The sequence below is a fragment of the Nocardia sp. NPDC051463 genome (assembly GCF_040681975.1).
GTDB lineage: Bacteria > Actinomycetota > Actinomycetes > Mycobacteriales > Mycobacteriaceae > Nocardia.
This window is the reverse complement of the sequence record NZ_JBFBAB010000014.1, coordinates 123,375-145,074: the sequence shown is the minus strand read 5'-3', so window position 1 is coordinate 145,074 and position 21,700 is coordinate 123,375. Positions and strand designations below refer to the sequence as shown.

Here is a 21,700-nt window from a genome sequence, read left to right as displayed (position 1 = left end):
TGCATCACACAACTAATTGATTCACGCAAGTAAAGGTAGGGCCGAGTGGACGCTGACGACCAGTCGGTCGAAACGATCGCGATCCAGCTCACCCGGCTGCAGCGGCACCGCGACCGAGTCGCGGCGCAGTTGCGCACCAAGGACGGCGTGGATCCCGCGGCATTCGCGATCCTGTTCCGGCTGCTCTGCGACGGGCCGATGCGCTCGGGCGCCCTCGCCGAGGCGGTGCATTCGGACGCCTCGACAGTCAGCCGCCAGGTCGCGCAGTTGGTGGACCGGCAATTGGTCGAGCGGCAGGCCGATCGATCCGACGGCCGTGCCACTGTGCTGGTCGTCACCGAGCCCGGCCGCGCCCTTGCGGAGCAGATCCGCAGGCGCAGGCACGAAAACCTGACCAGGGTGATGGCGGCTTGGACGCCGCAGGACCGGGCCCTCTTCGCCGGGCTGCTGCGGCAGTTCGTCGACGATTTCGAGCAGGCCAAACCCGGCATGCTCGCGGCCATCCGCGGCAACCAGGACTTGTACAACAGTGAGACGGAGAACGATTCGTGACCGCACCGGCAACCGTGGAGGAGTCCACCGGTTTCACCCACCGGCAGATCTTGACCATTCTCAGTGGCCTGATGCTCGGCATGCTGCTCGCGGCGCTGGACCAGACCATTGTGTCCACCGCGATCCGCACTATCGCCGATGATCTCAACGGCTATTCGATGCAGGCCTGGGCGACCACGGCCTACCTGATCACCGCGACGCTGGCGACGCCGCTGTACGGCAAGTTGTCGGACATGTTCGGCCGCAAGCCGTTCTTCATGGCCGCGATCACCATCTTCGTGGTCGGCTCGCTGCTGTGCACACTGGCGCAGTCGATGTACCAGCTCGCGGCATTCCGCGCGTTCCAGGGGCTCGGCGCGGGTGGCTTGATGTCGCTGGCGCTGACCATCCTCGGCGACATCGTCGGTCCACGTGAACGCGCCAAGTATCAGGGGTACTTCCTCGCGGTGTTCGGCACCTCCAGCGTGGTCGGCCCGGTGCTCGGCGGCGTGCTCGCAGGTCAGGACACCATTCTCGGGGTCAGCGGATGGCGCTGGGTCTTCCTGGTCAACGTGCCGGTCGGGCTGATCGCGCTCGGCGTCGTATCCAAGGTGCTCAAGCTGCCCAAGCGCCCGCATTCCACCGACCGGGTCGACTGGTGGGGCGCGTTCGTGCTCGCGGTCGGGTTGGTGCCGCTGCTCATCGTCGCCGAACAGGGCCGCGAATGGGGTTGGGCCAGTGGGCGTTCGGTGCTCTGCTATGCGATCGGCATCCTCGGCATCATCGGGTTCGTCCTGGTCGAGAAGGCGTTGAAGGACAAGGCGCTGATCCCGCTGCGGATGTTCACCAACCGCACCTTCGCGCTCGGCGTTGTCATCTCCTTCGTTGTCGGCGCCGCGATGTTCGGCGGAATTTCGTTGCTGCCGCAGTATCTGCAGGTGGTGCGTGGTGCGAGCCCCACGCTGGCGGGTCTACAGATGTTGCCGATGGTGCTCGGGCTGATGACAGGTTCGGTCGTGTCCGGACAACTGATCTCGCGCACCGGCCGCTACCGGGCCTTCCCGCTGATCGGTGCGTCGATGCTGACGCTCGGCCTGTTCTTGCTGCATTTCCTCGACGCCGACAGCCCGCTGTGGCTGGTCATGATCTTCATGGCCTGCACCGGCTTCGGCCTCGGCAACCTGATGCAGCCCTTGACCCTCGCGGTGCAGAATGCGTTGCCGCCCAAGGACATGGGCGTGTCCACCGCTGCCGCCACCTTCTTCCGGCAGATCGGCGGCACGCTGGGTGTCGCGGTGTTCCTCTCGATTCTGTTCGCGCAGTTGACCCCGAACATCTCCACCGAGATGAAGTCCGCGGCCACCGATCCGACCTTCCAGCACGCGGTCGTTCAGGGCGCGCAGGGCAGCAACCCCGCTGATGCCGCACTCGCGAAGGGCCTGCTCGCCCAGGACACGTCGGCGGCGAGTGAGGTGCTGAAGGACAGTTCGATCATCCAGCAGCTGAACCCCGACCTGGCGCGGCCGTTCAAGGTCGGGTTCGCCGAATCGATGTCGACGGTGTTCCTGACGGCGACCGCGGTCGCACTGCTCGCGCTGATCCTGGTGCTGTTCTGGAAGGAGGTGCCGCTGCGGATGCTGAGCGGGATCCAGGCCGCCAAGGGCGACGCGGCGGAATCGGCGAACGGTGCGGGACCGGATGTCGTGGAACGGACGGGACTGCCGCTCGCAGGTGGCGAGGTCTTGAATCCGTCGGAAGATTCGGTCGAAGCCGTGGCGATGTCGGGCAACGGTGCGGCGAGTTCGAACGGCGCGGTGAAGTCGAACGGTGCGGCGAGTTCGAACGGCGCGGGGCCGCACACGGTAGGTAGCGCCGACTCGGCGTGAACCCACCACCTTGTCGCCGCCTGGTTCCGCCGGTCTCGTCGGTGCCGGGCGGCGGCATCCTGGTCGTCGCGATCCTGGCCGCCGCGGGCGTCACCCGCACCGCAATCATCAGGCCCTGCGCCGGGAGGAGTTTCCGGTGGGGTGACGCGACGGTGCGGGGATCGGCGCGAGCAGCGTGGGTTACGGTCGCGTCGTGACGATGTTGTGGGTGCGCTGACCATGCACTACCTCCGGGACCGGCTACGGCGGCTGCCGTCGGCGATCGGTTACTTGGTCATCGGCAGCGTCACCTCGGTCTTGTCCCTTCTTGCCGTGATCGGACTGTTGCTGGTGGTCGCGCTGAGCCTGGTCGGTATCGGGATTCCGGCGATACCCGAGGCGCTGCGGGTGCTGCGATCCCTGACCGGAGTCGAACGCCGCCGGGCGGCTCGGCGGCTCGGCGAGCCCATCGAAGCGGTCTATCGGCCGATGGAAGGCGACCTGTCCAGGCGCCTGGTCACCGCATTCACCGATCCGGCCAATCGCCGCGATATCGGGTGGTTGCTGCTGCATGCGACGACCGGAATCTATGTCGGGGGACTGGCTGTCGCGCTGCCGCTGAGCGCCCTCAATCAGCTGGTGATTCCGGCGTATTGGCGGTTGGTTCCCGCCGGCGCGGTCGACAACTTCGGTATGGCGGTCGACTCCTGGCCGACGGCGTTGCTGAGCATGCTGATCGCGGTCCCGGTCGGGGCCGTGGCTTTACAACTGCCCGTGATCGCGGGCTGGCAGGCAACGGCGGCCAGGATACTGCTCTCGCCACCGGAGGATGTCCTGCTGGCAGACCGGGTGGCGGCGCTGACCGCGACACGGGCGGCCGCGCTGGATGCGCACGGCGCGGAGTTACGCCGGATCGAACGCGATCTGCACGACGGTGCGCAGGCCAGGATCGCCGCGGTGATCATGCAGCTCGGCCTGGCCGACCAATTGCGCGAGCAGGATCCGGAAGCGGCACAGGGATTAGTACGCAAAGCGCAGGACACCGCGACGGCGGCGTTGGCCGAGCTGCGAGATGTGGTGCGCAGCGTGTACCCGCCGGTGCTCTCGGACCGCGGGCTGGCGAGCGCGATCTCGGCGCTCGCCGCCCGCAGTCCCATCCCGGTCGTGCTCGACCTGAGCCACGCGGGCAGGCGGCCGGCCGCTGTCGAGGCGGCCGCCTATTTCGTCATTGCCGAGGCGCTCACGAACGCCACCAAACACTCTGGCGCCGAATCTATTTCGATCGTGCTCGGCGGTGTGTCGGAGGTACTGGCGATCGAGATCTCCGATGACGGCGTCGGCGGCGCCCGGGAGGCCTACGGCGGCGGGCTCGCAGGCATCCGGCGGCGGGCCGCGGCGCTCGACGGCCGGATGGAGCTGACCAGTCCTGACGGTGGCCCTACTGTGTTGCGGGTGGAGCTGCCGTGCGGGTCATGATTGCCGAGGACGATGCCCTGCTGCGCGAGGGTCTCGTGCTGCTGCTGAGCACCGCGGGCATCGAGGTGGTCGCGGCGGTCGACAATGCCGACGACTTCCTTGCCGCGGTGGCCGCCGATCGACCGGACGCCGTGGTCGTCGATGTCCGGCTGCCACCGACCTTCACCGACGACGGGCTGCGTGCGGCGGTCCGCGCCCGCGCCCTACATCCTGGCCTTCCGGTGCTCGTGCTGTCGTCGTATGTGGAGGACAGCTACGCCGCGGAACTGCTCGGTGACGGTGCGGGCGGCGTCGGCTACCTGCTCAAGGAACGAGTCGGGAAGGTCGACCGCTTCCTGGATTCGCTGCGCCGGGTCGCCGACGGCGGCACCGCGATGGACCCCGAGGTGATTTCGCAATTACTGGTGCGCCGCACCGCGGATGACCCGCTCGGTGCGCTCACCGCCCGGGAACGGGAGGTGCTCGCGCTGATGGCGGAGGGGCACAACAACACGACGATCGCCCAGCGGCTGGTGGTCGGTGAAGGCGCTGTGCACAAGCACATCCGCAGTATTTTCGCGAAGCTCGGGCTGTCGGCCGATGAGGTGGGCCACCGGCGGGTGCTCGCGGTGCTCGCGTATCTGAACGCATGATTTGTCACAGGCCGGCACCCTGAATCGCCTGAACCTCGGTGAGGCTCAGGCGATTACCTGTCCACTGTTGCGGCAAACGGCGGAATCATGGCCCACCCCGATCCGAGATCTGTCGGGACGATGGTGTGGCGGTATCAGTCGGTTCGGCAGGTGACGTCGTCGGTCGGCAGGGTGCCGTCGCGGAGGTAGGTGTTCACCACGTCGTAGGTGCAGGTGTTCGGGTAGTTCCCGAAGATCCAGTGGATCGGGACGTCCTGCAACGTGACCATGCGCGACGCCGATAGGTCGCGGCGCATGGCAACCGCCCCCTGGTGTGTCGTGCGGGTGTCGCCGGTGGACTGGACGATCAGGGCGGGGACCGCATTGCGCACCTGGGTCGGCGGTTCCGCGGGCGGCGCCCAGAAGGCGCACGGGGTGATGTTGTTGGCGAACGCGCCGAAGATCGGTTGGGTCGCGCGAGCGGCTTCGATATTGCGCCAGTACAGCGTTGGGTCACGAGGCGTTGCGACGTCACCGCACATGATGGCCATCTGCGCCGAATTGTCGCGCGGCTTCGCGTCGAGCATGAACGAGAACGCGGTGTCGAGTTCTGGTGCGATCTCGACCGGTTTGCCTTCGGCGGCGTCGGCGACCTGACGGATCTGCCCGGCCAGCGTCGCGTAGTTGTGCGGGTCGTCGAGTCCGATGAACAGCATTATCGGCAGGGTGTGGTCGTCGATGGCGAACTTGCCCAGCCGGATCGGATCCGCGGCCGCGCGTCGGATCAGGTCGAGGATCTTGCCGCGGACCTGTTCTCGGGTGGTGCCGAAGTGGTACTCGCCGTCGCCGGCGGCCATGAAGTCCGCCCACAGGTCCAGCGCGGCCTCGTTGGCGGGGCCCATGTCCTGCATCATGCCGATCGCGCCGTACCGGTCCGGGTCCACGCTGCTGTCCAGCACGATTCGGTCGCTGCGCTCGGGAAACATCTGGGTGAAGACCGCGCCGAGGTAGGTGCCGTAGGAGGTGCCGAAGTAGCTGGCCTTCTCGACGCCGAGCGCGCCGCGGATCACATCCATGTCCCGCGCGGTGTTGCGGGTGGTGAAGTACCGCAGGCGCTCGCCCTCGGTGGCGGCGCAGCGGGCGGCCAGATCGCTCTGCGTGGCAACGGATTCGGCGAAGCCGACGGCATCGACGCCTGCGGATTGCAATCCGAAGCCGCGCGGCCAATGGCAGTCCACTGGCGACGAGCGCCCGACGCCGCGTGGATCCATGCCGATCAGGTCGTAGCGGGCCCGCACGTCGGGGGTCATGCCCGCACTGACCTCGACCATGAAATCGAGTCCGGGGCCGCCGGGGCCGCCGGAATTGGACAGCATTACTCCGTGGCGCCGCGCCGGATCGGTGGCGGCCAGCCGCGAGATCGCCACCGTGATCGTTTCGCCCTGCGGTTCGGAGTAATTCAGCGGCACCGAGATATCGGCGCATTGTGCCCCCGCCGGGTCCAGGCGTGGGTCGTCGCACGATTTCCATTGCAGCTGTTGGCTGTAGAAGCGATCCAGGGGCGCGGGGTGGGCGTCTGCGGGGGCGGTGCAGGCCAGACCGGTGCCCGCGAGGAGGGCGGCCAAGGTGGCCTGGACGGCCATCGTCGCCTTATGGCGTTTCACTGTCGGTTCTCCGATGCTCGATCGAATACGCTGGTAGAGGACTGTGGGTTTCGTTGGTCAGTAGCCGCAGATGGCGACCTTGACGACGTTCTCGACCGCGTCGAACTCCGCTTGGTCGGTCGGCAGTTGATTCGTCGACACCACGACCGCGGTGCCGTCGGAGGCGACGCCGGTGCGGACCTCGAAGCCGGGGATGCTGCCGCCGTGTCCCCAGACCTCTTTGCCGCAGGGCACGGGTCGATGGATCAGTCCGAGTCCGTAGCCGGATCCCGGTTCGCGATCGAACGGCACGGTCTGCTGCATCTCAGCCAATTGCGCTGCGGGCAAGAGCTTTCCGCCGAGCAGCGCGCCGAAGAACCGATTCAGTTCCGCGCCGGTCGAGATCATCGCGCCGGCTGCGCCTGCCCAGGAGGTTTCGGCATTCGTGACATCGATGCGCTGCCCCGCGCTCGAGTGGTAGCCGGACGGATGCGGATCGCGGATTCCGGTGTCGCCCGGCGCGGGAAAGTAGGTGGCCCGCAGGCCGAGCGGTTCGATGATCCGGCGGGTGATCTCGGCGGCGGGCGACCGGCCGGTCACCTTTTCGATCAGCATGCCGAGGACGATGTAGTTGGTGTTGGTGTACTCGGCGCGCGCGCCGGGTTCGTAAGTCGGCGGCATGGCCATCGCCCTGCGGACCAGGTCCGCGGGCTCGAAGCGCTGCCACCGGATAGCTTCGGAGGTGGGGTCGAGCTGGGTGCCCTCGCTCGCTATGCCGCCGTCGACCGTGCCGTGACCGAGGTAGTCGGGTATGCCGCTGGTGTGCTGCATCAACTGCCGCACCGTGATTCGGTTGCCATCGTTCCCATTGCCCTGCACCACGCCGGGCAGGTACCGCTCGATGGGCGCGTCGAGTTGCACCGTACCTTCGGCCACCAACTGCAGGAGCACCGTTGTCACGAAGGTCTTGGTATTGCTGCCGATCCGGACCTGTGCGTCCGCGGCGAATGGTGTGCCGGTCTGCAGATCGCCGACCCCCGCGGTCAGGACTCGATGCCCGCCGGGGCCGTCGATGACCGCCTGAACACCGGGGTAGCCGCGCTCGACGACCTGGTCCAAGGCCTTGACGAGCGCCGGCGACGGCGCCGCAGCCGGGGTGGCGGGCGTCGAGGTGTCAGCACTGCATGCGGTCGCGGCGAAAATCGCCCCCACCGCGATTCCGGACAGCGCAACCTTGGTGGACTTTCGCCGAATGATGTTCATGAGCAGTGATTTCCTCCAGTTCGAGCCCGGGAGTCGTCATTGCTCCCTTTCGGATTCGAGCCTAGGAATTCCGACATCCACCGCCCATGCCACGCGTACCCGAATTCGGGGTACCGGCCGCGGGGGTCGAGCGGTAGTGCCAGCACTACCACTGACGGGTTTCGGCATCGGGTGGCGAAGGTGAAACCTCCCAAGGGCTTGGCCGATCGAACCCTAGGGGTGGCTGTTCAGGGCACTCGAACTCCATAACGTGAACGAGGTCAGAATCGACCTCGCTTTTCAGGAGCAATGAAAATGCGTCTCAAATCCTTCCTTGCCGCGGGCCTGCTGGCCATCGCTGCCGTCGCCGGGGTGTCGACTGCAGCGAGTGCCTCGGCCGCACCGGAATACCGCGCGAGCGCGACCGGCTACTACTACGGCACTTACGCGACATACGGCGCCTGCCGCGCCGACGGTGAATCTCCGGTTACCGGCGGCTGGTACTGGGAATGCCAGGAAACCTGGAGCGGCTGGGATCTGTACATCTATTACTGATCGAATCCGCGGACCAGAGAGGGACATTCGGCTTGTGCCGGGTGTCCCTTTCGCCGTCATGAAAGTCTCATAAGTGCTCTGGTTGAGTGTCATTTCGATGGTGCAGGGTCATCGGTGTTGTCGCGGAGTGGTCAGAGATGGGGAATTCATGCTGAGGTTCGCTGTGCTCGGTGAGGTTCGTGCTTGGCGTGGCGAGACGGAAATCGACCTCGGATCCAGGCAGCGCCGGGCGCTGCTCACCGCGCTGCTGTTGCGTCACGGGCGCACGGCGACCGTCCACGAGTTGGTGGCGGGCCTGTGGGGCGAGCATCCGACACCGAGCGCGGTCGGTGCGGTGCGCAACCACATCCTGCACCTGCGCCGGGTCCTGGAACCCGATCGCCGGGCCGGCGCGCCACCCACCGTGCTCGTCGGTATCGGCGGTGGTTACGCGCTGCGGCTCGAGCCGCACGCGGTCGATGTCGAGCTCGTCGAGGACTGCCTGGCGCAGTACCGCGAGTCCGCCACTCGCGACGGAGTGGAATCGGCAAGGCAGCGTGTGGATACCGCGCTGCGCTTATGGTCGGGCACGCCGCTGGCCGGGCTGCCCGGCCCCTACGCCGACCGGCAGCGCACCCACCTGATCGAACGCCGGGCCGCTCTGCTCGAACAACGCGTCGAACTCGATCTGCGGCTCGGCCGCTACCCCGAAGCCATCGCCGAACTGGCGCCGCTCAGCATCGAACATCCGATGCGCGAACAGACCCGTGCGCTGCTGATGACCGCGCTGTATCACGCGGGCCGCCGAGCGGAAGCGCTCGCCGTGTACGCCGACACCCGACGCATGCTCATCGAGCGGCTCGGCATCGAGCCGGGCAAACGGCTTGCCGATTTGCACCAGCGCATGTTGTGCGCCGAGTTACCTGCACCGGGACTTGTCGAGACAACGCAGGCGCCACTGCCTCTCGCCCGTCGCCCACTGGAGCGCGTCGCCCAGCTGCCCGCGGATATCGCCGACTTCACCGGCCGGGCCGACATGATCCGGCGCATCACCGACCGGCTCACCCGCACCGACCACAGTGCTGTCGCTGTCTGCGCGATCGGCGGCATGGGCGGGATCGGCAAGAGCGCGCTCGCCGTACATGTCGCCCACGGCATTCGGGACCGGTTCCCGGACGGGCAATTGCATGTGGATCTGTACGGATTCACACACCAGCCGGGGCAACACGGGACCGAGCGTTCCGGGACGCCTGCCATTGACACCCTCGGTGATTTCCTGCGCGCCCTCGGGGTACCCGAGGGCGAAATCGCCCCCACCCTCGCGGAGCGTTCGGCCCAATACCGCAGCTGTCTGGACGGCAGGCGGGTGCTCGTCGTGTTGGACAACGCGCGCGACGCCGAGCAGGTCGCCCCGCTGATTCCCGGTACGCCCGGTTCGGCGGTGCTGATCACCAGTCGATCGGCGATGGCCGAGTTGCCCGGCGTACTCGACGTCCGACTCGGTCTGCTCGGCCGGGACGAAGCGCGTGAGCTGCTGGCCACCCTCATCGGCGTCGATCGGGTCGCCGCCGAGCCCACCGCGGTCGAGGATGTGATCGCCGCGTGTGGCGGGCTACCACTCGCGGTGCGGATTATCGGCGCGCGGCTGGCCGCACGGCCGAGCTGGACCGTCGGTTCCCTGGCCGAACGGCTCGTCGACGAACAGCAGCGTCTCGGGCTGTTGCGCACCGGCGATCTGGCCGTGGAAGCGGCGTTCCAATTGAGCTACGACCAGCTGCATGTGGAACAAGCCACCGCATTCCGGATGCTGGCCGTACCCGGCGTCGCCGAGATTTCGCTCGACGGTGCGGCCGCGATCCTGGGTGCGGGCCGAGCGCTGATCGAGCAGGTGTGTGAATCCCTTGTCGATCTCAACCTGATGGAGTCCACCGCACCCGGCCGCTACAGCTATCACGATCTGTCGCGATTGTTCGCGCGTGACCTACCGCCATGTCCCGCAGCCGATCCCGCGTCCGGACCGCTGTCGCGGCTGCTGGATCATTATCTCGCCACCGTGAAAAACGTGGTGGCGGTGTGTAATCCGGGCACCCGACTGCCGGAACATCTACGCAACACCGGCTCGAAGGGGATGTCCTTCGCCGACAGCACGGCCGCGCAAGCGTGGCTGAGCGCGGAACGCCCGAATCTGGTCTCGCTGTATGAACAGGCGGCGCAGGTTGGCGGGGACGCGCTGCCGGTGGCCGCTGACATCGCATGGGCCACTGCGGAATTGATCGATGGTGGGCCCAACTGCCAGGAGTTGGCGCGGGCACTGGAACTACTGCTCGACGCGGCGCTGCTCGCGGGTGACCGCGCGGTCGAATGCCGGGTCAGGGTCGCTCTCGGCGCGATCTTCACCTACGCGCTCGGTGCGATGTGTTCGGGTCGCGATCATCAGCGGATCGCGTTGTCGCTGGGCAGCGACTCGAACACCGATGCCAGGCTGACGGCCTTCGCGGCGCAACTGCTCGCCTCCTCCACTCGAATGGGCGTCGAGGACGCCGCGTCGCTCGCACATGTAGACCGCGCGATCCGATTGGCGCGTCGCGTCGGCGATCCGGCGATCGAAGGCACCTGCCTGGTGCACGCGAGCAAGACATTGTCCGACGCCGGTCGATTCGCCGAGGCCGAGGCGCATGCCCGCAGCGCCGTGGCGCTGGCCGCCGTGATCGGTAATACGGCGCTGGAGGCGTTGGCCACGCATGAGCTGGGAGTGAGCCGTAGCTATCAGGGCGATCATCGCGCCGCGGTGGCACTGTGCGGCGCCGCGGTTCGGCTGGCCAGGCTCAGTGGTGTGCTGCTGCGGGAGGGTTGGGCGCTGGCCCGTCTTGCCCACGTGTACCTGATGGCGGGGCGGTTGACCGAGGCCGAGCCGGTCGTCGATGGCGCGGTGCGGGCGTTGACGCGGGCGACGGGTCCGCTGCACCGTGCACGAGTGCTGGTCCTGCACGGTGTGATCCTGCAAAGGCTCGGGCGGGCGGCGGATTCCGCGCGCGTGTTCCGGGCGGCCGCCGAGATATTCGCACCGATGCCGGATCCGCATCTCACCCACGAGCGGCTCGACCACGAGCTGGAAGCGTCGATCGTGCTGCTGCTGCGCGAACATCTGGATCAGGTCGTCGCCGAGCGTCGATCCCGGTACCAACGCGTCATCGAGCGCCCGTGACTCGGTGCGCGCAGGGGCCGGAAGCATCGAAACGACAAGAGCGGGAAGTCCGTTCGCGCTGGACTTCCCGCTCTTGTGTGCCGGGGAATCAGTGGCCGCCGTTGTCCTGCAGCCGCTTGATGGAGGCCTCCACCTCGGCCTCGGCCTCGGCGCGGCCGACCCACTCCGAGCCCTTGACGAACTTGCCCGGCTCGAGGTCCTTGTAGCGCTCGAAGAAGTGCTTGATCGCCGCCAGCTCGAACTCCGGCACATCGGCCAGGTCCTGGATGTGGTCCCAGCGCGGGTCGCCCGCGGGAACACAGAGCACCTTGTCGTCGCCGCCGGCTTCGTCGGTCATCTTGTACATCGCGACCGGACGCACCTCGATCAGCACGCCGGGGAACACCGAATCGGGGAGCAGGACCAGCGCGTCCAGCGGGTCACCGTCCTCACCGAGGGTGTTTTCGATGTAGCCGTAGTCGGTCGGGTAGACCATGGACGTGTAAAGGAACCGGTCGAGCCGGACCCGGCCGGTCTCGTGATCGACCTCGTACTTGTTACGGGAACCCTTAGGGATCTCGATCGTGACGTCGAACTCCACGCCATCTCCTTCTTCCGGTGCATTTAGGAGCCGAGCAGGCACGAACTGCCGACTCGTCAGGTTGTTCGGGGGAACGGTTGCGCAACGAGGATAGTGTGGTCGGCGAGCACATGGGTGCGGCAGGCGGCCGCGTTGAGGAGAGACGGCGGGACGTGGTTGGTCGGAGCAGTAGAAATATCGGTGGTCTGGCCGCCCGGCGGCGCCGCAACATGTGGGTCGGATTCTCGATTGTCCTGGTCGTGCTGCTGGTGGCGACCGGAGCGGCGCTGCTCGCGCTGAAGCCGTGGACGGATGAATTTCGGCACGGCGGGCTGAGGATCGCGGCCCCGCCCGCGCCGGCCCGGGCGTTCCCGCAGGTCGCGCCCGCGCCGTCGAATGCGCCCGCACCGACCTCCGCCGGCATCGCCGCCGCGCTCGCCGCCGTCATCGGCAATCCGGATCTGGGCGCGTTCGCCGGATCGGTCAGCGACGCCGCCAGTGCGACCGTGCTGTGGAGCGGTGATGCGAACAAGCCGATGATCCCGTCCTCCACCGCGAAGATCCTGACCACGGCTACCGCGCTGCTCACCCTGCCGCAGGACCATCGGGTGATCACTCGCGTGGTGGCCGGCTCGGCGCCGAACGAACTGGTGCTGGTCGGCGGCGGCGATCCGACGCTGACCGCGCAGCCCGATGGCAACGGCTACTACCCGAACGGGCCGCGCCTATCGGATCTGGTGGCCCAGGTCCACGCCGCGGGCGGTGCGGTGGACACCATCGTGGTGGATATCTCCGCGTTCGCCGGGCCGACCATGGCGCCGGGCTGGGAACCGGTCGACATCCCCGAGGGGTCGATCGCGCCGATCGAACCGGTGATGATCGACGGCGGCAGGCTCGATCCCCTCGTCGAATACTCCCCGCGCACCGCGACCCCGGCGCTGGACGCCGGACGGCGACTGGCCACCGAACTCGGCCTCGACCCGGGCCGGGTCCGCATCGGCACGGCACTGCCGGGTGCGCGGCAGGTCGCGAACGTGCAGTCCGCACCGCTGCGGGACCGCCTGCGCGAGATGATGGTCCACTCCGACAACGTGCTCGCCGAGGCGATCGGCCGTGAGATCGCGGCCGCGACCGGAGCCGAGCCGTCGTTCACCGGGGCGGTTTCCGCGGTGACCGCCGCGCTGAGCCGAGCCGGATTCGATCTCACCGGAATGTCCATGCAGGACAACAGCGGACTCTCGACGGAGGATCGGGTGCCGCCGCGGCTGCTCGACAAGATCCTGGCCACCGCGGCCAAGCCGAGCGGATCCAGCGCGGTGCGGCCGAACAACACCATGGCCAGGCCCGAAACCGATCAGCTCGCGGTCACTTTGGCGCCGCTGCTGGATGACCTGCCGGTGGCCGGTGCGACCGGTTCGTTGGCAGGCCGCTACGTCAATCGGGACCGGGCGGGCGCGGGGTGGGTACGTGCCAAGACCGGAACTCTGTCGGTGGCCAGCACGTTGGTGGGTTATGTACTCGACCGCGATGGACGGGTGCTGACGTTCGCGTTGATGTCCAACGATCGGCCACCGGAGGCCAGCAGGCCCGCGTTGGACGCGATAGCAGGCACGCTACGTAATTGTGGATGCTCATGACGGATGGATGACGATGTTCGAAGGCGCTGACAAAACAGCCGATACCCGCTCGAGGCCAGACAGCGCTGCCTCCGAACGGCGTCGTTCCGGATTGTCCGGCGCGGTCGACTGGCGGTTGGCCGCGCGCACCGGTGCGGCCCTTGTCCCCGCTGGGCCGCGGGCTTCGCGATATTCCGCCGAGCGGGTCGTCGCCGAACTGGCCGACGCGTCGATACGGGCCGAAGGGCCGGTCCGCGAGGTGAGCGGCTTGCTCGACGACCAGCCGATCCCCGCGGCGAGAATCGTCGACCGGCCCGGCTGGATCGCGGCAGCCGCCGACTCCATGGGCCAGCTCACCGGCACCGGACTCGATGCCGACACTCAGCGCGGCGTGTTCGCGGGCAAGCCCGCAGGTGTGCAGGCCGGGGCGATGCTGGCCTTTCTGTCGACCGCGATCCTCGGCCAATACGACCCCTTCACCGGTCCCGACGGCACGCTGCTGCTCGTCGCGCCCAACATCATGGCGGTGGAACGCGCGCTCGGTGTTTCGCCGACCGACTTCCGCTTCTGGGTCTGCCTGCACGAGGTGACCCACCGGGTGCAGTTCTCCTCCGCGCCGTGGCTGGCGGAATACATGCGCGCCAATGTCGACACTCTCGGCGCGGTCGGTGACGAGCCGCTGGCGGACATGCTGTCCCGGCTGCTCGCCGAGGTGCGCGACCGCCGCAGCGGCGCCACCACCGACGATCCGAGCGCGCGTGGTGTCGTCGGCCTGCTGCGCGCCACCCAGGCGCCCCCGCAGCGTGCGGCGCTGGATCGGCTGCTGATGCTGGGCACCCTGCTCGAGGGCCACGCCGACCACGTGATGGACGCGGTCGGACCGGCCGTCGTCCCATCGGTCGAACAGATCCGCGCTGCTTTCGACAAGCGCCGCAAGCGCCCGACCAATCCGCTACAGCGCCTGTTGCGGGCCCTGCTCGGCGTCGATGCCAAGGTGGCTCAGTACGTGCGCGGCAAGGCCTTCGTCGACCATGTCGTCGATCGGGTCGGCATGGCGGAGTTCAACACCGTGTGGACGGATGCGGACACCCTGCCGCGGCTGGACGAAATCGACGACCCGCAGCGGTGGATCACCCGGGTGCTCGGTTAGGCCGCTTCACTACCCTCGGGGACGGGGTGAACCGGTGTGCGTCGGTAGGCTCCAGGTATGAGCGGTGCGGGACGAGCGACGTCACGGAACCCGCAGGTGGGGGCTGGTAAAAAGGTGCCGCGTCTCCCCGAGACCGAGGCGGTGCTCGAAGTACGCAGGGCAGTGCGGGGTTGGCTGGCCGAGTACGCGCCCGCGGCTTCGTCCGGCGTGGCGGTCGCATTGTCGGGCGGGGCCGACTCACTCGCCCTCGCGGCGGCAGCGGTGGTGGAGGCGGGGCACGTCGAGGCATTGGTTGTCGATCACCGGTTGCAGCCGGGCTCGGGGGAGGTCGCGGCCGTCGCCGCGGCGGCCGCGTTGAAACTCGGTTGCCGGTCGGCTCGCGTGCTCGCGGTACGGGTGGGTCGCGCGGGTGGGCTGGAGGCGGCGGCGCGGCAGGCTCGCTACGCGGCGCTGGACGCGGCACGAGCCGGGTTGCCGGTCTTGCTCGGACACACCCTCGATGACCAGGCCGAGACGGTCTTGCTCGGCCTGGCGCGCGGGTCGGGCGGACGTTCGATCCAGGGGATGGCGGCTTTCGCCGATCCATGGGGCAGGCCGCTGCTCGGGATTCGACGGGCGGCCACCAGAGCGCTGTGCGCGGATCTCGGGTTGACCCCCCACGAGGATCCGCACAACTCGGCGCCGGAGTTCACCAGGGTGCGGTTGCGCACCGAGGTGTTGCCGCTGCTGGAGGACGTACTCGGCGGCGGGGTAGCGGCCGCGCTCGCACGCACCGCCGAGCAGTTGCGCGCCGACGGTGCGGTACTGGATGCGCTGGCGGGCGAACTGCTGCGTGCTGCGAGCGCCGACTCGGACAGCGAACAGGCCGTCGGTGACGACTCCGGGAGTAATGGGGTGAGCCTGTCCATCGAGACCCTCGCCACTGCACCCGCCGCGCTGCGCCGCCGGGCGATCCGGGCCTGGCTGCTCGCAGGCGGTGCGAAAGCCCTGACCGGCAAGCATTTACACGCCGTGGACGAATTGATCACCGCTTGGCGCGGGCAGGGCGGCGTCGCGGTCGGCGGCGGCGGGCCGGGCAGCAGGTTGGTCGCGGCGCGCGAACATGGCAGGCTGACTATGCGTCTGCGCTGATGACGCATAAAGCTCGGGCCGATGGCACATAATGGATCGGTCGCTCGGGATCAACACCACGGAAGGACACAACTGACGTGTACGGGGATGACATCGCGTCGGTGCTGATCAGCGAGGAACAGATCGCCGCCAAGACTCAGGAACTGGCCGAGCTGATCGCCAAGCGCTATCCCGCCGACGCTCCCGAAGGCGATCTGCTGCTGGTAGGCGTGCTCAAAGGCGCGATCTTCTTCATGACCGACCTGGCCAAGGCGCTGTCGATTCCGACCCAGATGGAATTCATGGCGGTGTCCTCCTACGGTTCGTCCACCTCGTCCTCCGGCGTCGTGCGCATCATGAAGGACCTGGACAAAGACATCGCGGGCCGCAATGTGCTGATCGTCGAGGACATCATCGACTCCGGTCTCACGTTGTCCTGGCTCAAGCGCAATCTCTCCACCCGTAACCCGGCCTCGCTCGAGGTTGTCACCCTGCTGCGTAAGCCCGACGCGCTGCGTACTCACGTGGACGTCGCACACGTCGGGTTCGATATCCCGAACGAATTCGTCGTCGGTTACGGCCTCGACTACGCCGAGCGCTACCGCGACCTGCCCTACATCGGCACCCTCGACCCCAAGGTCTATGGGGGCAACTGAGAACGCCGCCGCCTATTCCGGCGCCCGCCGGAATGCGCCCGGGATCGACGTTTCCGCCGATCCATCGGTGATGAGCACGAATATCGTGGCAGGCGAACCCGACCCGCCTCGATACAGCGCACCGCCCACGAGCACCCAGGCGCCGGTGACCGGCAGCGCGGCGAGATTGGCGAGACATTCCAAGCTGATTCGGTGCTCTCGATACAGCAATTTCGACACCGCGTAGGTGTCGTCGCTGCCGAGATCCGGCCCGAAGGTATCGATGCCGAGCGCACCGCGATGGCCGAGGCGCCCGGTGCGCAGTAGCCATTCCATGGTCTCGACCGCGAAACCCGGCTGCTGATTCCCGGCTCCGGTGGTGTCGAGGAACTCCGGAGTGCCCCATTTCGCATCCCAGCCGGTCCAGGCGATGACCGCGGACCCGTCGGCGATGCGACCGTGCCTGCTTTCCCATTCCTCGAGGTCGGCAACGGTGATCGCGTAGCCGCGGTCGCGTTCGCATTGATCCCGCACATCGATCTTCACCGCGGGCAGCAGCAGGTCCTCGAGGTCGAGCTGGTCGGCGGCCAGGCCGTCGGCGTGGAAATGAATCGGTGCGCCCCAATGGGTTCCGGTGTGCTCGCCCTGCTGGATATAGCGCAGGTAGTACCCGTCGTCGGCCACTGTCGCCGCGATATCTGTGCGAAATTCGGGGTCGCCGGGAAATAGCGGTGTCGTCGCCGGATCGTGCACATGCGACAGACTGACCAGGCGTCCGAACGGAGCGTTCATCGCTGCTGATTCTCCCCGCTCACGATGCGTCCGCGTTCTTGTGCGGATGTGACGCGGTCACTCGTTCCAGTGCGCGCAGATCGTTCTCCAGTGCTCGGAACACGATGTACACGGCGACGAAGGCGATGATGCTGCCGATGCACAGCACTCGCACATTGACGATGATCTTGTCGAGATCCGATGGCGCGAGCAATGTCGCGCCCGCGACGGCGAGCAGCGGAATCGACGCCGCGAGGCTCAGATAGAACCCTGATCGGCGTCGCAGCCCGTGCAGCCGCGCCGCGTCCCGCGCACGGATCTCGCCGTGACTCAGGAACATCGGATAAATGCACCGGATGACGTAGAAGTTCACCAGAAAGAATGGATACGTCAGTGCGATGGCGCCGCTCACCACATGTAAACCCACGAAATGGGCGTAGTCGGCCGCGGCGACGCCGTCGGAGGTCTCGTGCAGGGCTATCGGGAACGAGATACCCGACAGCAACCACATCGAGATGATGACCAGGACCGCGCGATCGCCGAACAGCACCGCGTCGGTGCGGGTCCGGTGCAATACCTCCGGGTTGTAGCGGACCCCTTTGCGCAATCCGTGCGGCACCGAAATCAGGTATCTGCTCAGGTAAACGAGCACGGCGGCGCCGACGGAGAAGGACACCAGATTCACCACCGCGGTGAAGATCTCGAACCGGTGCTGGGCCTCCTCGGTTTGGCGATAGTGCATCGTCTTGGCGTTGTGCTCGACGTTGTACACCGAGGCGAGGGCATTCGGCACCGCGATCGCGAGGGAAACCAGCAGGATCCGCCACGGCCGTAGGCGCGAGCGCCAGCTGCGTTCCGGTGGGTCGACAAGGTCGCGCGCGCGTGCATCCAGGCACAGATCCAGCTGCTGTGCCAGCGTCGCGCCGTTCGGCCAGCGCTGTTCGGGTTCCGGCGCGAGGCAGGTAAGCAAAACCCGGCGCAACGCGGCCGGGCAGTCCGCCGGAATACGCTCCAGCGCAGGGCTCGGCACCCCGCGTCTGCGATGGTCGAGCGCGCGGTGCGGCAGGGTTGCCGCGGTGTCGCTGTCGTCGTCGAACGGGGGACTGCCGGTGAGCATTTCCCACAGCAGCACGCCGAGAGAAAAGATATCGCTGCGCGTATCCGGTTCGGGCGCGGCAGGATCGAGGGCCGCTGCCAGCTCCTCGGGCGAGCGGTAGGTGGGCGAATCGTCCTGCACGGTCGGCCTGGTCGCGTCGTGCAACGCGAAATCGGCGAACTTCGGGATGCCCTCCGCCGTGAACAGCACATTCGACGGTTTGATCGCGCGGTGCGCCACCCCGTTGCGGTCTGCGTAATCGAGCGCATCGGCCAGTCGCCGACCGATCCACGCGACCGTCTCCGGCCAGCTGAGCTCGGCGATCTCGGCGCGCACCCTCGAATCCGTCTGCCGGATCTCGCCTTTCGCCTCCATGGCCGCGTCCACGGCCCGTAACAGCAGCGCACCGCCCGCCGACTCCGGGCCACGCCGCCGCTCGGCGAGCAGGTCGAGCGCGGTGCCGCCGGGCAGATACTGCATGTACACCAGTCGCAGTGCCGCCGAGTCGACGGGCACGCGCTGATCGAAGACCCGGACGATGTGCGGATGGTCCAGCTGCGCCATGGTGCGCGGTGCGGCGCTGATACCCGCGGAAAAACGCACGGCGACAAGACGCTGCATGGAGCGCTGCGTGGCGAGGAAGACGCGGCCGAGTGCGCCTGTCCCGAGATCGGTACGCAGATCGAAGTCGTCCATGCGCTGCCCCGGCGCCAGATCGGCGACGAGGGCGGCGGCCCGTGCGCTGTCGAGTTCGGCGGGCGCACTCGGGATTTCGGAGTGCTCATCTTCCGCGTCGGCCCCGACCGCGGCGAGACGTTCGCGCACCTCGGTGGCCAGATCCGGATATTCGGCAAGGAAATCCGCGGCCTCGACGGGTGCGTGCCTGCGTCGAATCAGGAACTCCTCGTACACCAGATCAGCCAATATCGGACTGTGCTCGATCTCGGGAAATTCCTTGCAGTACTCCATGATCCGCTTGCCGAGGCCGGGCCGGATCCAACGCTGTCGTAAATCGATGCGCACCAGGTCGGTGAGCACCGCCAGCCGCACTTGTGCGCCATCGGGTACATATTCCGCCACCAGCGGCGGGTCGGGCCTGCCCTCGCGCAGGCAGCGTTGCCAATCGGCGGCGAACCTGGCGACGTGATCGAGGCCGGGTTCGATCACGCCTCGAGCTCCGCCCCGGCGGGAGCTGCGGGCTCCCGTCCGATCGCATCAGTCGGCGCGACCACCCGCTCCAGCGCGCTCAAGTCGGCCTCCAAGGCCCGGAAAAGCAGGTAGGAGCCGATGAACGCGACGATGCCGCCCGCGCACAGCACTCGGACCGCGAAGATCACCTGCGGAATATCGGCAGGCGGCAGGAATGTCACGCCCGCCACCGCGAGCAGTGGCACCGACGCGGCGACCGCGAGATAGCCATTGGCGCGGCGATCGAGACCACGCAGCCACACCGCGTCGTCGGTGCTGATTTCGCCGTGCCGCAGGAACACCGGATAAATGCAGCGGACCATGTAGAAGGCCACCAGGAAGAACGGATAGGCCACGGCGATCGCGCCGCACACCACGATCGAGGTGAGGAAATGCACGACCGCGCTCACCGCGATCTCGCCGGTGGACAATTTCAACGCGATCGGGAAGGTGATGCCCGCGAACACCCACAGTGAGAACACGATGACCACAGCACGATCGGCGAACAGCAATGAATCGGCTCTAGCTCGTCGGAGTGTGTCCGCGTCGTATCGTCGGCCTCTGCGCAGCCCGTGCGGCACCGTCATCACCAGGCGTGACATATAAAGTATCAACGCCGCGCCGAGTGGGAACAGCACCGCGTTCACCACACCGGTGATGACCAGGAAGGTCTGCTGGGCATCCTCACTCATTCTGCTGACGATCAAATGCTGGTTGTGGAGGATGTTGTAGATCGAGGCGAGCACATTCGGCACCCCGATGGCCAGCGTGACGATCAGCAATCGCCATGAGCGCAGCTTCAGCCGCCAGCTGCCGCTCGGTGGGTCGACCAGATCCCGCGCGCGTGCGTCCATGCACAGGTCCAGCTGCTTGGCCAGCACCGCGCCACTCGACCAGCGCCGGGAGCGGTCGGGTTCCAGACAGGTCAGCAGCACCCGGCGCAATGCTGCCGGACAGTTGGCGGGCAGTCGGTCCAACGCGACCGTATCCACGCCCGAAGCGCGCCGCTCCAGCATCGCCTCGAGTGTGGTGTCGTCGCCGTATTCATTCGCGCCTGCGGTGCTGTCATCGAAAGGTTTTGCACCGGTCAGCAATTCCCACAACACCACGCCCAGCGAATAGATATCGGAGCGGGTGTCCAGATCGGCTGCCGTGCGTTCGCGGCCGGGGTGGCAGGCTTCCAGCTGCTCGGGTGACATGTAGGCCAGTGATCCACCGAAATAGGCGACCGGGCTGGTGTCGGCCACGTTGCGGCTGAAGCTGATGTTGAAGTCGGCCAGCTTCGGTACCGCCTCCGCGGTGAGCAGCACATTGGCAGGCTTCACATCGCGGTGCAGGACGCCGTGCGAGGAGGCGTATTCGAGTGCCTCCGCCAGTCTGCGTCCCAGCCACGCCACGGTCTCCGGCCAGCTGAGCGAGGCGATTTCCGCGCGCACACTGGAATCGGTCGGACGGATCTCGCCCTTCTCCTCCATGGCGGCGTCGACCGCGTCGAGCAGCAGCCGTCCGGTGCGTTCGATGGGCGGGGTGGCGCGAACCCAGCGCAGCACGCTGAGCAGCGTGCCGCCGGGCAGGAACTGCATGTAGAGCAAACGCAGCCGCCTGCCGCCACTGTCGCGCATGTCTTCGGAGCCGAGTAGGCGCTGATCGAAGACGCGCACGATGTAGTCGTGGTCGAGCTGGGCAAGAGTCTGCGGCTCGGTGCCGTGGTCGGCGGAGATCTTCACCGCGACCAGCCGCTGCAATGAGCGCTGCCGAGCCAGGAAGACCCGTGCGAACGCGCCGCTGCCCAGACCGGTCAGCAGATCGAAATCATCGATCCGCTGGCCGATTTCGATCCGGTCCAGCGCGTCGTAGTTCCCGGGACCGGTCCCGACCGTGGTCGGGGTCGCGGTCGCCGTCCCGGTCAGGTCGGGGGTTGCGCGGGTCACCTCCGTATTACGAGCGAACTGGGTGGTTTGGTTCAGATCCGTGGCCTGCGCGGCTGTGGTCGCGGCAAGCGCGGTCACGGTCGGGTCTTCCACCGCCGCCCGCCGGGTGCTCTGATCTATCTCGTCGGCGTTGAGCAATGCCCGCAGGGCGGCCGCCTGAGCCGGGAATTCGCGCAGGCATTCCCGCGGATCCACGCGCTCGCCGCTGTGCCTGCGGATGACGAACTCCTCGTACACCAGCCCGGCCGGGAGGTCGTCGGGTTCGAGTTCGGGAAATTCCGCACAGTAATCGGCCAAGCGTTTGCGCGGTGCGGTGGACTCGGCCCACCGCACCCACCGGTGGCGCAGGTCGACGCGGATCAATTCGATCAGGGCCTCCCGCCGCAGCGTGTGCGCATCGGGTAGGTAATCGGCGATCTCCGGCGGTCGCTGGGGTGATTGCCTGGCAGCCGATTTCCACGCCGTGGCGAAGGCTTCGACCGCACTACCGTGACTCACTCCGGTCGTGGAACCCGAAGTGGATTCGGAACTTCTCTC

16 protein-coding genes are annotated in these 21,700 nt (G+C 67.4%); 10 read left to right on the top strand and 6 right to left on the bottom strand.

Going from position 1 to position 21,700, the window contains the following annotated elements:
* Window positions 1–45: 45 nt before the first annotated feature.
* From AB0M74_RS19960 to AB0M74_RS19945, 4 genes are all read left to right on the top strand, one after another.
* The gene (locus AB0M74_RS19960) at window positions 46–552 is read left to right on the top strand and encodes a MarR family transcriptional regulator (RefSeq protein ID WP_366527733.1); all 507 of its coding nucleotides are present in this window, start codon (window positions 46–48) and stop codon (window positions 550–552) included.
* Window positions 549–2,417 carry an MDR family MFS transporter gene (locus tag AB0M74_RS19955; protein ID WP_366527732.1) on the top strand — a complete coding sequence of 623 codons (1,869 nt, stop codon included), beginning with the start codon at window positions 549–551 and terminating at the stop codon, window positions 2,415–2,417. The genes AB0M74_RS19960 and AB0M74_RS19955 overlap by 4 nt, the downstream gene beginning before the upstream one ends.
* 141 nt (window positions 2,418–2,558) lie before the next feature.
* Window positions 2,559–3,872 (top strand): sensor domain-containing protein, encoded by a 1,314-nt coding sequence (locus AB0M74_RS19950; protein WP_366527731.1) that lies wholly within the window; start codon window positions 2,559–2,561, stop codon window positions 3,870–3,872.
* Window positions 3,860–4,504, top strand: a complete 645-nt coding sequence (locus tag AB0M74_RS19945; protein ID WP_366527730.1) for a response regulator transcription factor — start codon at window positions 3,860–3,862, stop codon at window positions 4,502–4,504. Before AB0M74_RS19950 ends, AB0M74_RS19945 begins: the two co-directional genes overlap by 13 nt.
* Before the next feature lie 134 nt (window positions 4,505–4,638).
* On the opposite strand, the gene AB0M74_RS19940 is transcribed toward AB0M74_RS19945, so the two are convergent.
* Complete coding sequence (locus AB0M74_RS19940; protein ID WP_366527729.1) at window positions 4,639–6,147, bottom strand: alpha/beta fold hydrolase; 1,509 nt, start codon at window positions 6,145–6,147, stop codon at window positions 4,639–4,641.
* 57 nt (window positions 6,148–6,204) lie between these two features.
* Window positions 6,205–7,389 carry a serine hydrolase domain-containing protein gene (locus tag AB0M74_RS19935; RefSeq protein WP_366527728.1) on the bottom strand — a complete coding sequence of 395 codons (1,185 nt, stop codon included), beginning with the start codon at window positions 7,387–7,389 and terminating at the stop codon, window positions 6,205–6,207.
* 294 nt (window positions 7,390–7,683) lie between these two features.
* Between AB0M74_RS19935 and AB0M74_RS19930 the strand changes: the two genes are divergently transcribed.
* Complete coding sequence (locus tag AB0M74_RS19930; RefSeq protein ID WP_366527727.1) at window positions 7,684–7,923, top strand: hypothetical protein; 240 nt, start codon at window positions 7,684–7,686, stop codon at window positions 7,921–7,923.
* 148 nt (window positions 7,924–8,071) lie between these two features.
* The gene (locus AB0M74_RS19925; RefSeq protein ID WP_366527726.1) at window positions 8,072–11,107 is read left to right on the top strand and encodes a BTAD domain-containing putative transcriptional regulator; all 3,036 of its coding nucleotides are present in this window, start codon (window positions 8,072–8,074) and stop codon (window positions 11,105–11,107) included.
* 88 nt (window positions 11,108–11,195) lie between these two features.
* On the opposite strand, the gene AB0M74_RS19920 is transcribed toward AB0M74_RS19925, so the two are convergent.
* Window positions 11,196–11,687, bottom strand: coding sequence for an inorganic diphosphatase (locus AB0M74_RS19920; protein ID WP_366527725.1), 492 nt, complete (start codon window positions 11,685–11,687; stop codon window positions 11,196–11,198).
* 209 nt (window positions 11,688–11,896) lie between these two features.
* On the opposite strand from AB0M74_RS19920, the gene dacB reads away from it, so the two are divergent.
* From dacB to hpt, 4 genes are all read left to right on the top strand, one after another.
* Window positions 11,897–13,303: a D-alanyl-D-alanine carboxypeptidase/D-alanyl-D-alanine-endopeptidase gene (gene dacB, locus AB0M74_RS19915; protein WP_366527777.1), complete on the top strand. Its 1,407-nt coding sequence runs from the start codon at window positions 11,897–11,899 to the stop codon at window positions 13,301–13,303.
* A gap of 13 nt (window positions 13,304–13,316) precedes the next feature.
* Complete coding sequence (locus AB0M74_RS19910) at window positions 13,317–14,432, top strand: zinc-dependent metalloprotease (RefSeq protein ID WP_366527776.1); 1,116 nt, start codon at window positions 13,317–13,319, stop codon at window positions 14,430–14,432.
* Window positions 14,433–14,489: 57 nt separating this feature from the next.
* On the top strand, window positions 14,490–15,563 hold the full coding sequence (tilS, locus tag AB0M74_RS19905; protein ID WP_366527724.1) for a tRNA lysidine(34) synthetase TilS: 1,074 nt from the start codon (window positions 14,490–14,492) through the stop codon (window positions 15,561–15,563).
* Between the two features lie 77 nt (window positions 15,564–15,640).
* Complete coding sequence (hpt, locus tag AB0M74_RS19900; protein ID WP_366527723.1) at window positions 15,641–16,198, top strand: hypoxanthine phosphoribosyltransferase; 558 nt, start codon at window positions 15,641–15,643, stop codon at window positions 16,196–16,198.
* Window positions 16,199–16,210: 12 nt separating this feature from the next.
* Here the strand turns inward: hpt and AB0M74_RS19895 are convergent, their stop codons facing one another.
* From AB0M74_RS19895 to AB0M74_RS19885, 3 genes are read right to left on the bottom strand one after another with little or no spacing between them, the layout of a single operon-like run.
* Window positions 16,211–16,969, bottom strand: coding sequence for a cyclase family protein (locus AB0M74_RS19895; RefSeq protein ID WP_366527722.1), 759 nt, complete (start codon window positions 16,967–16,969; stop codon window positions 16,211–16,213).
* A gap of 19 nt (window positions 16,970–16,988) precedes the next feature.
* Window positions 16,989–19,211 carry a serine/threonine-protein kinase gene (locus AB0M74_RS19890; protein WP_366527721.1) on the bottom strand — a complete coding sequence of 741 codons (2,223 nt, stop codon included), beginning with the start codon at window positions 19,209–19,211 and terminating at the stop codon, window positions 16,989–16,991.
* Entirely contained in the window at window positions 19,208–21,661 is a 2,454-nt protein-coding gene (locus AB0M74_RS19885; protein WP_366527720.1) for a serine/threonine-protein kinase, read from the bottom strand. The genes AB0M74_RS19890 and AB0M74_RS19885 overlap by 4 nt, the downstream gene beginning before the upstream one ends.
* Between the last annotated feature and the right edge of the window lie 39 nt (window positions 21,662–21,700).